The sequence below is a fragment of the Chroococcus sp. FPU101 genome (genome assembly GCF_017312365.1).
Lineage (GTDB): Bacteria > Cyanobacteriota > Cyanobacteriia > Cyanobacteriales > Microcystaceae > Chroococcus.
In genome coordinates, this window is the sequence record NZ_BLJI01000002.1 from 213594 (window position 1) to 228020 (window position 14427).

Genomic DNA, 14427 nt, shown 5'->3' on the forward strand with positions numbered 1-14427 from the left:
GTTTATTCTGATGCTTCGGCTGGAGGAAGTGATGGATATTTTTCAGCAAAATATTTTGTTAAAAAGGTATTTGCTGCGGCTAAAATGACTGGAGCGAGTAAAAATGCAATTACTCCATGAACCGCAAAACCAGGCACCAGAAACGCTGCTAATGCAAAACAAATTCCATTAATCACTAGGGTAAATGCGCCTAATGTGACTAGGGTTAAAGGAAGAGATAAAACCGAAACAATTGGCTTAACAAATGCGTTAACCAATCCAATTACAGCACCTGCAATCAACGCTACAGGAAAACTGGTAATTACGACACCCTTAAAGAGAATGTCTACAACTAATAAACTTATAGCTGTGACCAGTATGGATAAGAATATTCCCACCATCGTTTTTACTCCTTGATTTTTTCAGAGTTAGTAATATTTTATCTCAATTTCCCTAAAGAGTTCCTCTCTCATCAGTAAGAGGCTCACTTTTAAGGCTATGTTAGAATTAAATTGACAAAGTTTGCAAAAGATAAATATCTAGAATTCAGATTCGGGAGGAAAACCGTTTATGCTCCTTAAAATTATTTTAGCCATTGTTTTACCCCCTCTTGCAGTTTTTTTAACGACGGGCCTCAGCACTGCTTTTGTGATTAATATTGTCCTGACTTTTATTGCTTGGATTCCTGGTGTTATTCATGCACTCTGGATTATCACTAAAGAATCGGAAAGATCTGGGCTTTAACCCGTCGTTAAATTGTGTTTACAAGAGTCAAGAATCTTTCGTACTATTTGATCAGATCGGGTTGATCGGAAGATTCTTGTTCTTGAGTTTTTTCGGGAAGGCTAGGAAGTGATTTTTTATCCTGAAAAAATTCAGTAATTGATTTCCATAAGTCTCGTAAAATAAGTTTAATTTCTTTTTCTTTGCGGGCAACGGTTGAACCCGCTTGACTTAACTTATCTTCAATGTCTTTTTGTTTTTGTTGAACTTGAGTATTGAACTGCTCAGGGTTTTCTTTCGTTTTTTCGTACCAAACTTTCGCTTCTTCTAGATATTTTTTGATATCTGCCTGATCTCCGTATTTTTCAGCTAGATTAGCTTGTAACACAGCAAGTTGTGATTTAAGTTGAGCGTAACTTTTTTGTAAAATAGCGAGTTCTTCACTATTTTTAAAGTTTTCCACTACAGAATCAATGGTTTTTTTAATCTCAGTCGGTTGTTGATTACTGGTTTGCTGAACTTCATCTAAAATCACTTCTACGTCTTTTTGAATAGCTGCTTCAGTCGCATCAATTTGTGCTTCAAGCTGTTTAATTTCTGCTTGGGTTTCAGAAATACTTTGACGTTTTGAAGTATTTAGACCACGAATGATACCTTCGATAGATGCGGTAATTTCGTCTTTTAGTTCGGTTCCTTTTTCTTTATAAGTATCAATAACAGCCGACAGTGAATCAGTGACGAGCGTTCTTACTTCAGTTGAGCCTTCTTTAACTTCTGATTTGGCTTGTGAAACGGCATTTTGAATAATTTCTCTGATTTTTTCGGTTCTCAGTTTTCCTTCTGCTTTAGCTTTTTCGAGAGCTTGTGTAATTTCTTCTTTAGTTGAGTTCGTCATAATTTTTTCTCCCACTTCATCTATTACTTTTTATGGTACTGCAAGGCTTCATGGAAAAAATAACGGATAACCGTACCTTAATATCAAATAAACCCAATCTAAAAATATTCTAATAACCTGATTTAAGTTTAGTTGCCAAAATTTCTGCCAAATCTACAATATCTTGCCGTCTAGTCAGTTGATCTATCCAATGTTGAGGAATACTTTCTAAACCGTAATAAATACCTGCTAAACCTCCCGTAACAGCAGCAGTTGTATCGGTATCATCTCCTAAATTTACTGCTTTTAAAACGGCTTCTGCATAATTTTCGCTATTGATTAAACACCATAATGAAGCCTCTAGAGTATGCAATACATAACCACTCGATGCAATATCATTAATTTTTAGTTGAGCAATTTTACCATCTGTAATCCTTGAAAAATGCTGTAATTCAACAATATAAGGCGGTTTGCTATAAATTTTTTTAATATCTTCTATTCCTTGAAGATAAGCCGTTTTTGCCGACTCACCCGCTAATAAACGAATCGCAATACTGATATAAAAACCACAAGCAATTTGAGAACGTAGATGTGCGTGAGTAATTGCTGAAACCAGATGGGTGAGTTTAATCAATTCAGGAAAGACTAATAAATCATGGCAAAAAGCGAGGGGTAAAATTCTCATTAATGAACCATTGCCGTTACTTTTTTCACTATTTTCTCCAGAGTGTTTTAATGATACACCTTGAAGAAGATGATTAACTGAGCGTTCGGTCGTTCCCCCGATGTCAAATGCTTGATTAAAAGGTGTCAAATATCCTTGGGTATACCAACGGCAAAAGTTTTGTGAAACCAGTGTTAGTAATTTTTCGGAATTATTTGGAGAAACTTGGGAAAGTGCATCTACTAAACAAAGTGTTAATGAACCATCATCAGACCATGTACCAGGAGGTTGATGATAAGTTCCATAACCGATCATATCCGAAATGGGGAATCGTTCTCTTTCTTCTCGCTTGCTAAATTGAACAGGTAAACCTAAAGCATCTCCTACACAAACCCCTAAAATTCCTGCGGTTATAACTGACTGATTAGACATATTTAAAACCCATTTTGACAATAAATATAAGCCATTTATGCACCCTCGCCCAAGTCATCTGAATCGATGTTTAGGAGGTTAATACAAGAGTCATTTAGTTATATACGACTTGCCCTAATTTTTAAACTGACTCACCTCAAGACACGATACCAGAATATTAGCGACTTCTCTCCAAAACTGCAAGGATAATGAAACGATTTCGTTTGAAAATTGTCATTTTAAGCTTATAGTAAATACAAATATACTAACAAAGAGATAGATTTAACTTACAGCGAGAAAAAACATGATTTTCTACTAACTACAACACTAGAGCAATCGTTATGAATCAATTTTTATCAACTTTTAATAAAGCTTTAACTCAAAATTCTGCATTCAGTAATTATTCGACTCTTAACCCGTGTCTAGATTTTTTTGCACAAGGTGGTAGCCTTCGTAATCAAAGTCTTAGCTATATTCATAACCTTTTTTCATCAGCTTGGCAAGAAAATCTGCAACTCGCGATACAAATTATAGTTTGGATTTATGATTGTCGGGGTGGTTGTGGTGAAAGAGAAGTTTTTTATCATTTATTTGTTTGGTTAGCTAATCATCATCTTGAAACAGCTAAAGCTAATTTGTATTTAATTCCAGAGTTTGGGCGTTGGGATATGTTGGTAAGATTATTATATATTCCTATATTACAAGAACCCATTTTAGCTTTAATCCGACAACAACTCGAAGATGATTTAAGCCAGATGGAGCAAAACTTATCAATTTCTCGGTGTGCTAAATGGCTACCCCGTGAAGCAAAACATAATGAGTATAAAGCTAAACTAAGTCAAAAAAACTTAAATTTAACTCCTAAAAACTATCGCCGTTTACTGTCTTCTTTATGTTAATATCTCAAAGTTGTTGAACAACCAATATGCGCTCAACAATGGGAAACGATTAATTATGCTCAGGTTCCATCGAGATCGAGTATGATTTATCGTCATGCTTTTGGTAAACATGATCAGACTCGATATCAACAATATCTAAATGATGTAGCTGCTGAAAAAGCTGAGATTAAAGCCACCCAATTAGAGCCATATGATATTATTATAAACTACTTAAATAATCAAGCTGAATATTTAATATTGGAACTACAATGGAACGCTTTACCGAATCCTTTTGAACAAGAAAATTTAAGATCTATTTTACCCGTTGTTGATGTTTCTGATTCCATGTACACAAGTCAAAAAATTAGACTGCTTGATGTTTTAAGTATTTTAGGAATTTTCTTTTCCGAAAAAAATTCTAGTATTTGGAGTGGGAGTTTTATAACTTTTTCAGGTAGTCCAGTTTTTGAATAACTAAAAGGCAAAACATTAAAAGAGAAAGTTACTAATTTATGTCTAGCCAGTTGGCAAATGAATACGAATATTCAAGCCGTTTTTGACTTGATATTAAAGAAAGCAACACAAAGCCGTCTTTCTAATTCGGAACTTCCCGAAATGGTTTAAATTATCTCTGATATGGAGTTCGATCAAGCTCAATCAGGTAAGACTAATTATCAAGCCATTGATGATAAATTTAAAGCCGCAGGATATACCCGCCCTGTGTTAGTTTTTTGGAATGTAGATGCAAAATTCCATCAATTTCCAGTGAATAAAAATGATGAACGTGTGATTTTATTATCAGGTTTTTCTCGCAATGCTTTCAATCTAATGAGTGGCAAAATCATCAACCCAATCGAAGCAATGTTAGCTATAATAGATATAGATAAATATCGTCGTTGGCAAGCTGTATCGAGTCCTAATCTAACTCAAGAAAATATGATTAAATCTGCATTTAATCTCTCAGTTTATCCTCAAGGTTTAACTTCAAAGGAACTTAAAGAGATTAAGCAATCTTTACAAAATAGATTTCAAGAGTCGGTAGAAACCCCAAAAGAGGAGCATAGACAGCGTACTTCTAATCTGAATAAAGTGGATTTTTCTAAAATTAAATTAGGTGATTATCTGTTTGATATTCAATACTATAAAGTCGTTGAAGTCAACCCCAAATCAATAGCAGTAGTTAATGAAAGAGGTTTCGCCTCCGAAATTGACCAAGATATTATTGAAGAGGGAATGTATACGGCTAATCAGTATGAATTTGAGAAAACGGTTTCTCGGACTGAAATTTGCGAAATATTAGAGCAAGCTGGTAATTATATTTTTACAGTTAACTTTAATAAGCAAGTTCGAGAAAAAGATCTTAAAGACAAACTATTAGGGGCAATTAAAGATAAAAATGGTAAACCTCTAAGTCATTCCGAAATTGAAAAAGCACTTACTAAAGTGAGTCAGGAAGCAATACAAGGCGAAGAAAGAACGCTGATTGGTTATTTACTCAAACTTGAGCCGAAAATGGGTCGTAGCACCGTAATCGATCTAGAATGTACTGTAGAGCGCAATCGTCTTCGTTTAGTCGATCATCGTACTATTAATTGGCTAATTTTAAGAAATGTCAAATATGTCGTCAAGTAAGATGATTTCAACTTAGATTGCAGGATACACTAAGTTGATTAAAATAAGAGACAAGGCTGGTAACTGCAACAAATATACTACTTCGTTCTATTGAACATAAAGTAAAAATCCCAGCCTGTTTTTAATCAGTATTTTAGTGAGCCTCTAAATAAAGAGGGGTAAATGATCGAAAAATAGGGAATTAGGTAGTATACAAGAGTTGGTTTCCCCTAAATAAATTCCGAGCGATCGCGCTGTTTTGACCATAAAACCATCGGGATCAACTGGATAAGCACAGCGATTTTCAGCATGACATTTCTTAATAATATTAATAATCGGTTTAAGGGAAACACTTTGTACTTGACCCTCACGCCAAACCACCACTTGATCGTATTGTTCTTGTTCAATTAATTCAACGGCTTTAATGCCAAATACAGTCGCTAAAAGACGATCTAGAGATAATGGAGGACGACTACGCTGTAAATGTCCTAAGACAGATACTCGGATATCCATTTGATTGAGATGACAGAAGCCATGATCCACTTTACATAAAACTTGGCTATATTCCCCTAAACGACGGGCAAAATAATCACCAATATACTTTTCTCTTTCATTTTGTTGATTTCTCACCCCTTCAGAAATAACAATGAGGGCAAACTGACGACCATCTGCACGTAGATTTTCTAACTGGTGACAGCAACCATCAATTACATCTAGATTCAATGTTGGGGTTAATTCTGGAATTAAGATAATATCTGCACCCCCCGCAATTCCTGCATGAAGGGCTAAATGTCCCGCATCTCGTCCCATCACCTCTACAATCATCACTCTTTCATGACTTGCCGCCGTAAAAGTTAAATCATAAAGAGCTTGTGTAACGATATCAACTGCTGTGTTAAAGCCAACTGCCCATTCAGTAAACGGTACATCATTATCAATGGTTTTAGGCACCGCAATCAGTTTCCAGTTGCCTTGTTGTGCTAAATCATAGACGATATCCAGACTGCCATCACCACCAATCACAATTAAAACATCTAAACCTAGAATTTCATATCCTTTTAAAATGGCTTCGGTCATTTCAGGATGTTCTGTATATCCCCTACTCAGAGATCCTAAAATACTGCCACTTAAAAACTGCAAAACATCTAAACCTTTAAGAATACCAGGTAAATTGTAACCATGCTTAGTGAGGATTAAATCTTCGCTTTGATATTTTCCACGAGCAATATCAATAAAACCATCAGTTCCGTAAGGAATTCCATAAACATCCCATCCTTTTAATTTTGAAGCTTTGACCACTGCTCGAATCACAGCATTTAGTCCAGGACAGTCGCCACCACTGGTCAAAATACCTATTTTTTTTGAGGTTTGATTTGTGAACACAATCGACTCACTTTGTTGCTATACATTACTCAGTAAACAGTATTAAAGGTGGATCTTTTTTTCTGTTAATAATTTATTTATGATTAATATTAAAACTTAATACTTATCTATTAGATTAAGATTTTGTCATCTATAAAAATATTTCTATTTATTTCTTAACCAAAGATAGTAAAAGTCGATAACGGTAAAGGGCAACAGGTTGATCAAACGCTTGAAAATAGTTAGGATCTTGGGGAGAAAGATAAATTGCTGTAATTTGCTCCGCTTCTATTTGTTTAGGGTTCACTAGATGATAGGCGGTAGTCGTTTCTACTTCATTAATAAATAGACTTGAATCTATTTTAAATTGTTGTTGCGTCAGTTCAGTTGCTATAAATTGTCCAGTTGATGGTGAATCTTGGCTATGACCGATAGTCGTCGAAATCAGTTGACGTTGTTGAGGTAAAATGGTGATTAAACAAGTTGGGTTTTGGCGAACGGTCTCTACAGAAAGAACCCCTGTTTCTCCTAAGTATGCCTGTGCAATGTGAAGACCATTAAACTTGCGATCGGCTATAATTTTTGAAGTTGTGGAAGATAAGGGAGGTAACGGCCATTTTTGTGGCTCAGATGTAGTTTGTGACTGAAAACGAACTGTAAAAGTAATCGGTTGCTCTAAATAACGACGATTACTTTCAAAACCGGGGGTAACTAAACTAGGTGCAAAAGGTGCAATTTGTTCAGTTAAAATACTGGTTACATTCCAAATTCCTTGTAACCATTCAGGATAGTAAATATCTCCTTTACGTTCTTTGATTAATGGTTTATGATGCCAATCGGGATAAGTTGAAAAACGTTCTAAAATTGTTTCTGCTAGAACTATAGAAGGATTATACCAAATTAAAAGACAAGACAAAAAACTGATGATTAAGCGAGCGATCATTGTTGAATAATTAATTAAGAGCATTTAAAAGAATAACTTAAAAAAATGAGTATTATTACTCAGTTTACAAATCTACACAATTAATGAATTTATGTTATATTAAAAAGTATAAGAGTTGGTTAAATATTTTAGATATGGATAAAACAACAGCGTTTCCTCTATTTATTCAGACTGGTTTATCCTTCCTTGGATTTCTTGCACTCATTATTTTATTTGCTTAATTTTTAGTGATTATTAATTTGAGAAGCAATTACACAATTTCGCCCTTGTTTTTTGGCTAAATAAAGAGCCTGATCAGCAGCCGCCATTAAAGAAGTTAAAGCAACGTTTTCAGTTGGAATTAGGGTTGCTACACCTAAACTTAATGTAACATATTCACTAACAGATGATTTTTGATGTGGAATTTGAAGTTGGTGAATTTTTTTGCGAATCATTTCCGCAACTTTAATCGCTCCTTCAATAGGAGTATTAGGTAATAAAATGGCAAATTCTTCGCCACCACTGCGAGCAACGAGATCTGTAGAACGATGCACACAAGAATTAATCGTTTGTGCAACGGTTTTTAAACAATCATCCCCTTTTAAATGTAAATAAGTGTCATTAAAAAGCTTAAAAAAATCGATATCCGCTACGATTAAAGATAAAGGTAATTGTTCTTGAATTAAGCGATTCCATTCTTGATCAAAATACTCATCAAAACAACGACGGTTAGCCACACCAGTTAAGCCATCCAAGTTTGCTAAACGATGTAATTCATTGTTTAAACGATACAATTCTCGATTCATTTGACGTACAGAAGATTGTACCCGTTCTAATTCTTCATCGGCTCGTTTCCGTTCACTGACATCGGTTAATACCCCAATAAAATAAGTAAGATTTCCCTGTTGATCAAAAATAGGTGAAATAGAAATTTCATTCCAAAAAAGTGAACCATTTTTACGATAATTGCGGACAATAACACAACATTCTTTTTGGTCTTGGATCGCTATTCTCATAATCTCAATCCCTTCTTGCTCTCGATCATTTCCTTGCAGAAAACGGCAGTTTCTTCCGATAATTTCTGCGGATGTATAACCAGTCATCTCCTCAAAACCACGATTGACATAAATTAGTGGATGATGAGGTTGACTCGCATCTGTTATCACAATTCCGTTGTGAGTTGCTGCGATTGCATTTTTGAGCAGTTCAAGTTCTTGACTATCTTGTTGTGGAGTAGTATTAGTTATTTTTTGAGTTTTAATTTGTTCCTGCAATTGATGAATTTTTTGATTCAAACAGTCCCATCTTTTTTTAATTCGTAGTTGCTCTTCAACTCTAACTAAAATTTCTTCTAATGAATAAGGTTTTAGTAAATAATCTGAGCCACCAAGCTTAAATAACCTAATGCGTTCTGCTACATCATCTAAGGTTCCAAAAAAAATTAAAGGAATAGCTTGAGTTTTTTCGTCATTTTTTAACAAACGACAAAGTTCATCACCATTCAATCGAGGTAAAGACGTTTCCAGCAAAATTAGATCGGGGAGTATGGTTTGAATTGCCAATAATGCCATTTCGCCATCAAGTGCTTGCCGAATATAATAACCCTGATCTTTCAGGAAATTAGACAACAGACGAAGTTCATCTGGACTATCATCTATTACTAAAATATTAGCTTTCTCAGATGACGAATATTGATTCATGGGCGAGATAGAAGAAATTGAGTTAATTCTTTCAACTGACGAAAATTAAATTGATTGACTAAACTTTGAAGATTATTTGCTAACGTCTCATACTCAGGTGGAATTTCTTTAAGAAGTTGCTCAATTTTTTGACCATCTCCTGCGTTAGCACTTATAAAAAGTTCTTCAATCCAATCACGGGGCATCACATCTAAATTATTGGATTGAATCAACTGCTCAGAATTCAAATTTGAGGATAAAAAATTTTTAGTATATTTTCTATCTTTGCGTTGAATCCCACTCCCCTGACTAGAATAACTGAGTGAGGGAAATTCGGAAAGCGGAATTGTACTGATATCATCCTCATCAAAATCGCCTTTTTCTTCGATTTCATAGAAATAGCGGATTTTGAGATGTTGAGCAATTTTTTCTAAAATGATTTCAATATCAAATGGTTTTTGTAAAATATCATCACAACCTGCCGCTAAAATATCAGCTTGATTTTCTTCAACTGTCCCTGAACTCAGACCAATAATAATGGTTTTAGTAGATTCTGGTGATTGAGAAGCTTGTAAATGTTGAATTTGTGCGATCGCCTCATAACCATTCATAACAGGCATTCGAGTATCCATAAAAATTAAATGAGGTTGCCAACTTGACCACAAATGGATCGCCTCTTGTCCGTTGGGTGCTTCTTCTAACTTAAATCCAAGCGGTTCTAACAATTTAATTAATAAATAGCGGTTTTCTCGACGATCATCAACCACCAGAAGACGGTATTCGCTTTGGTTGGGAGCAAGACCAATCACTCGTCCTGATTCTTGTAAGAAAGTATCCCACTGTCCGACTTCCCAACCCTTAACCATTATTTTAACTTTGACAATTGTACCTTGAGCAATTTTACTCGTCAGTGTGATTTTTCCCCCAAGTAACTTGATGAGTTTTTGACTAAGGGCTAATCCTAAACCGATTCCTTGAATTTCTGGCTTATTATTGGCACTTAGAGGCCCAAAAATGCGTTTTAATTGTTCTGGAGCAATCCCCGCTCCTGTATCTTCAATTTCAAAAAAAAGAGCATGAGACCCTAAATTATCTGGATCATCGTCTTTACCTAACATCCATGCACGATCGCTAATCCCTACTCTTAGAGTCACGCTACCTATTTCAGTATATTTAAGCGCGTTATCTAAAATATTGAGTAAAGCCTGACGTAATTTTTGTTCATCTGTCGTAATGCTAGTCGGAATATCGGGGGGAATAAAAAATACTAAATTGATTCCTTTGGCGATCGCGAAGGGTTGTATCGTCTTTTCTAAGGAATTGAGAAAACGTCTGATATTAAAGCTTGTTTCGTGTAATTCAAGCTGATTTGTTTCAAGTTGAATGATTTCTAGAACATCATTAATCAAGGCTAATAAAAGTTCACCATTTTGCCGTATTTGTTCTAAATTCTCTTGATTGTCCTGGATCAGATGAGGATAGCGTTGTAAAAGTTGGGTATAACCTAAAATCGTATGAAGCGGATTTTTCAATTCAGAGCTAATTTTCGCTAAAAAGTTTTGTTTAGCTTGTTTGGCTTGTTCTAGCGCAATTTTGACTTCTTGTAGTTCCACAGAGTGCAAAGCTACAGTTTGCTCTAATTCTCGATAAAATTGTTGCAATTTCTCGTTTTTTTGTTGAACGATTTTTTTAAGCTGTTTTGTCTTCTTGTTAGACCACCACCAACTGCCCCCTAGAATAATAATGATAGTCAATAGTACGGCGTTGCCCATCGAAGCCATATCCAAACACTCTAACCTTAGCAAGTTGACGTTATTTCCAGTTTAAGCCGAGACTTGAGTCAGTGTAACTATTTTTCACCCCCAACCCGTGACCGCTTATTGATTTGCTAATTTATTAAGCAATCCATGTTTTTGTAAAGTTTTATTGTTTTGCATGAAGAATGTAAAATAAATATAAACTTAAAGTGTCAATTTTGAGGTTAGATTCAATGCCGTATACGACAGAAGAGGGCGGACGTTTAAATAATTTTGCGAGTGAACCGAAAGTTTATAAGGCAGAACCCCCGACGAAAAGTCAACAAAGAACCTATATTATTTTAGGTGTAGCAGCTTTCGTGTTAGTAGGTGGCTTGATTGCGATCGCAGTCTATGCCTCTAATGCTAGCTAATCAGGTCATCAGTAATCAGTAATCAGTAATTAGTTTTAATTTGACGTTTACTGTTTACTGTTTACTATTTTGAATCGCGTCTATTGCCTTGAGAGATTTTTGGGAAGGATCGGTTTTTCCTTGCGTTGTAAAGAGTTTAGCCGCTTGTTCTAGTTCTGCGATCGCTTTTTGTGCTTGCCCTAATTTAAAATAAGTTAATCCCCGATTGTGAAACGCTTCGGCAAACTGAGGATCGATTTTAATCGTTTCGTTATAATCAAAGAGTGCTTTTTGATGTTCACCAGCACGATTATAGGCTAAAGCACGATTATAATAAGCTCTGGCGCGACGTGCATCTATACGGATCGCTTGGCTATAATCTTTAATAGCGGCTTTGTGATCCCCCGCGTCATCTAGAGCATTACCCCGATAGATAAAATAATCCACCGAATTGGGTTGAAATTCAATCGCTTTAGTACAATCCGCGATCGCTATACTGTAATTTTTCAAAATATAATTAGCATAACAACGATTCCCATAAGCATAAGCATATTTAGGATTGAGTTTAATTGCTTGGGTGTAATCCTCGATCGCTTTTTGATAATTGCCCAAAATTAACTCAGCATAGCCACGATTATAATAACTATCAGGATCATTAGGATTTAGTTTAATTGATTCACTAAAACTAGCACTTGCTCCTTTGTAATCTCCCGCACTTAATTGATCGACCCCTTGGTTATAAAATGTAACTGCGCTTTGTTTTTGAGCGATCAGTGGAACCGTTTGGGCTAGAGTAGATAACGGGTTCATGAGTCCCATTAGAGTTAAAATACTGCCAAGAATCAGTGAGTGTTTCATTCTAGTTTGGGTCATCGAATCAGGATAAAATAGGACAGCAAAGCTCAAGTCTTTCTTAAAATGTACAAATCTTTAGTTGCTATCCTACTAATCATAGTCAGCTTTATTGTAGTGAGTTGTTCCCCACAAGTCGGACAACTACAAAGCTATGTTAACCAGCAACAAGGGTACGGCTTTTTTTATCCCAACGGTTGGATACCCGTAGATGTCAAAAATGCCTCAGAAGGGGTTGATGCTGTCTTTAGAGATTTCATTGAACGTAGCGAAAATTTAAGCGTTATTATTAGTCCAGTCGAAAAAAACCAGCGTTTAGAAGATTTAGGCAGTGCTTCCGATGTCGGATATCATTTCTTGAGACGATTAAATGATGATCCTAATGTTAAACGGGATGTCGAGTTACTGCAAGCAGATCTCCTTGAAAACAAAGGAAAAACTTATTACATTTTAGAATATCAAGTACAGATGCCCAATAAACCGCCAAGGCATGAATTGGCTAATGTCACGATTAATAATGGTAAACTGTACACCTTTAGCTTATCGACTCCCCAAAGACGTTGGGAACAAGTCAAAAATATTTTTTATTCAGTCGCTAATTCTTTCTTTGTTTACTAAAATATGAGTATTACTTTTGTGTTAGCGTCTGCTTCTCCTGCGCGTCGCAAACTTTTACAAACAGTCGGAATAGAACCTGTCGTTTATCAAAGTAATTTTGATGAATCTTTAATCCAAAAAGATAATACAAAAGATTTAGTGCAAACCTTAGCCCATTGTAAAGCTCAAACCGTCGCTCATCAAATTTCTGATGCTTTAATCCTGGGTTGTGACTCGGTTTTAGAACTAGATGGCGAAATTTATGGTAAACCCAAAAACTTAGAAGAAGCAATTCAACGATGGCGTAAAATGAGAGGAAATAAGGGGAGTTTATATACAGGTCATGTTTTAATTGATCAACGACAGCAAAAACGACTAATTTGTTGTGGAATCACTCAAGTTTATTTTGCTGATCTCAGTGATGCAGAAATCGAAGCTTATGTGAAAAGTGGAGAACCTCTAAAATGTGCGGGGAGTTTCGCCATCGAAGGAAAAGGAAGTTTATTTGTTGAAAAAATCGAAGGGTGTCATAGTAATGTAATTGGTTTAAGTTTGCCCTTACTCAGAAATATGTTAAAAGATTTAGGCTATCAAGTTATCGATTTTTGGAAATAATTATGAGCGAGAATTTTCAAGTTTTTGACGAAGATTTATCAGAAGTAACGCTAAATTACTATTTAGAAGCCGATGCGATCGCAGTTGATACGGAAACGATGGGACTTAACCCACAACGCGATCGTTTATGCTTAATACAAATCTGTGATCCGAGTGGTTTTGTGACTGCAATTCGGATCGCACGTGGACAAACCGAAGCTCCACTTTTAAAACAGTTAATGGAAGCTCAAAATATAGAAAAAGTCTTTCATTTTGCGCGTTTTGATGTGGCACAACTGCGGTATCATTTTGGGATTGAAACACAACCCATTTTTTGTACCAAAATAGCCAGTAAAATTGCCAGAACCTATAGCGGAAGTCATGGACTAAAAAATTTAGTTCAAGAATTAGAAGGAATTGAACTGGATAAATCTGCACAAAGTTCAGACTGGGGAAATGCAGCTAATTTAACCCCCAAACAACTAAGTTATGCAGCTAATGATGTCAGATATTTAATCAATCTTCGAGATAAGTTAACTCAAATGCTAAAACGTGAAGAACGTTGGGAGATTACACAAAAATGCTTTTCATGTATTCCCGTTTTTGTTGATTTAGATTTACAACAATTTAAAGATATTTTTGAACATTAAATGAAGCAATATTATCAAGATTATCTTATTAGAGGTTGGCAAGTACAAGATAGTTCGACTGTCATCTCACTAATTCAACAGGTTTTAACAGAATATGGAATCGCTTGGGAACCTGAATCAGCCGATCAAGATGTGGTGGAAATCGAAAAATATTATTTAGAAAATAATGGTGAGTTTTGGGTAGTAGAAACTCAAGGTAAAATAGTGGGAACTGCTGCTTATTATCCGATTTCCAGAGGGATTAAATCAGTAGAAATTCGGAAAATGTATTTATTACCCGAAGCGAGAGGAAAAGGGTTAGGCAGCTATTTACTTAGACAACTCGAAACAACTATTCAAGAAAAAGGCTTTCAAGAAATCTGGATCGAAACAGTTACCGTTTTAAAAGAAGCCGTACAATTATATGAAAAAAATGGTTATCTACCTGCTTCGGGTGTCGAGACAAATAGATGCGATCGGGTTTATGTAAAGAATATTTAATA

Annotated in this window: 15 protein-coding genes and 1 pseudogene; 8 read left to right on the top strand and 8 right to left on the bottom strand. The window is 35.4% G+C overall.

From position 1 onward, the window contains the following. Positions 1-2: 2 nt before the first annotated feature. Positions 3-380, bottom strand: coding sequence for a phage holin family protein (locus CFPU101_RS03630; RefSeq protein WP_206813971.1), 378 nt, complete (start codon positions 378-380; stop codon positions 3-5). 169 nt (positions 381-549) lie between these two features. Between CFPU101_RS03630 and CFPU101_RS03635 the strand changes: the two genes are divergently transcribed. Continuing rightward, positions 550-723: a YqaE/Pmp3 family membrane protein gene (locus CFPU101_RS03635; RefSeq protein ID WP_206813972.1), complete on the top strand. Its 174-nt coding sequence runs from the start codon at positions 550-552 to the stop codon at positions 721-723. 43 nt (positions 724-766) lie between these two features. Here CFPU101_RS03635 and CFPU101_RS03640 read toward each other — a convergent pair whose 3' ends face one another. Together CFPU101_RS03640 and CFPU101_RS03645 are read right to left on the bottom strand one after the other, a co-directional pair. Beyond that, the gene (locus CFPU101_RS03640) at positions 767-1597 is read right to left on the bottom strand and encodes a histidine kinase (protein ID WP_206813973.1); all 831 of its coding nucleotides are present in this window, start codon (positions 1595-1597) and stop codon (positions 767-769) included. 109 nt (positions 1598-1706) lie between these two features. Then, positions 1707-2672, bottom strand: a complete 966-nt coding sequence (locus tag CFPU101_RS03645) for an ADP-ribosylglycohydrolase family protein (protein ID WP_206813974.1) — start codon at positions 2670-2672, stop codon at positions 1707-1709. A gap of 320 nt (positions 2673-2992) precedes the next feature. Here CFPU101_RS03645 and CFPU101_RS03650 point away from each other — a divergent pair, with 320 nt between their 5' ends. Both CFPU101_RS03650 and CFPU101_RS25400 read left to right on the top strand, forming a co-directional pair. Continuing rightward, positions 2993-3550, top strand: coding sequence for a DUF2828 family protein (locus CFPU101_RS03650; RefSeq protein WP_206813975.1), 558 nt, complete (start codon positions 2993-2995; stop codon positions 3548-3550). A 15-nt stretch (positions 3551-3565) separates the two neighbouring features. Then, positions 3566-5161 (top strand): annotated as a pseudogene (locus tag CFPU101_RS25400) (DUF2828 family protein); the annotation flags it as partial. A 144-nt stretch (positions 5162-5305) separates the two neighbouring features. Here CFPU101_RS25400 and CFPU101_RS03670 read toward each other — a convergent pair. The 4 genes from CFPU101_RS03670 to CFPU101_RS03685 form a co-directional block, all read right to left on the bottom strand. Beyond that, entirely contained in the window at positions 5306-6523 is a 1218-nt protein-coding gene (locus CFPU101_RS03670) for an ATP-dependent 6-phosphofructokinase (protein ID WP_206813977.1), read from the bottom strand. 148 nt (positions 6524-6671) lie between these two features. Continuing rightward, on the bottom strand, positions 6672-7445 hold the full coding sequence (locus CFPU101_RS03675) for a DUF6816 family protein (RefSeq protein WP_206813978.1): 774 nt from the start codon (positions 7443-7445) through the stop codon (positions 6672-6674). A gap of 224 nt (positions 7446-7669) precedes the next feature. Continuing rightward, positions 7670-9124 (bottom strand): diguanylate cyclase domain-containing protein, encoded by a 1455-nt coding sequence (locus tag CFPU101_RS03680; protein WP_206813979.1) that lies wholly within the window; start codon positions 9122-9124, stop codon positions 7670-7672. Then, a complete protein-coding gene (locus CFPU101_RS03685) occupies positions 9121-10884 on the bottom strand; it encodes an ATP-binding protein (protein WP_206813980.1) in 1764 nt (587 codons plus the stop codon). Before CFPU101_RS03685 ends, CFPU101_RS03680 begins: the two co-directional genes overlap by 4 nt. Before the next feature lie 209 nt (positions 10885-11093). On the opposite strand from CFPU101_RS03685, the gene psb34 reads away from it, so the two are divergent. Continuing rightward, on the top strand, positions 11094-11273 hold the full coding sequence (gene psb34, locus CFPU101_RS03690; RefSeq protein WP_206813981.1) for a photosystem II assembly protein Psb34: 180 nt from the start codon (positions 11094-11096) through the stop codon (positions 11271-11273). A gap of 54 nt (positions 11274-11327) precedes the next feature. Here psb34 and CFPU101_RS03695 read toward each other — a convergent pair whose 3' ends face one another. Next, entirely contained in the window at positions 11328-12110 is a 783-nt protein-coding gene (locus CFPU101_RS03695; protein ID WP_242577746.1) for a tetratricopeptide repeat protein, read from the bottom strand. Between the two features lie 60 nt (positions 12111-12170). Here CFPU101_RS03695 and psbP point away from each other — a divergent pair, with 60 nt between their 5' ends. The 4 genes from psbP to CFPU101_RS03715 are packed head-to-tail and all read left to right on the top strand — an operon-like array spanning position 12171 to position 14425. Further along, a complete protein-coding gene (gene psbP / locus CFPU101_RS03700; RefSeq protein WP_206813983.1) occupies positions 12171-12722 on the top strand; it encodes a photosystem II reaction center PsbP in 552 nt (183 codons plus the stop codon). A gap of 3 nt (positions 12723-12725) precedes the next feature. Continuing rightward, entirely contained in the window at positions 12726-13316 is a 591-nt protein-coding gene (locus CFPU101_RS03705) for a nucleoside triphosphate pyrophosphatase (protein ID WP_206813984.1), read from the top strand. Then, on the top strand, positions 13316-13945 hold the full coding sequence (locus CFPU101_RS03710; RefSeq protein WP_206814128.1) for a ribonuclease H-like domain-containing protein: 630 nt from the start codon (positions 13316-13318) through the stop codon (positions 13943-13945). The genes CFPU101_RS03705 and CFPU101_RS03710 overlap by 1 nt, the downstream gene beginning before the upstream one ends. After that, positions 13946-14425 (top strand): GNAT family N-acetyltransferase, encoded by a 480-nt coding sequence (locus CFPU101_RS03715; RefSeq protein WP_206813985.1) that lies wholly within the window; start codon positions 13946-13948, stop codon positions 14423-14425. Positions 14426-14427 lie beyond the last annotated feature (2 nt).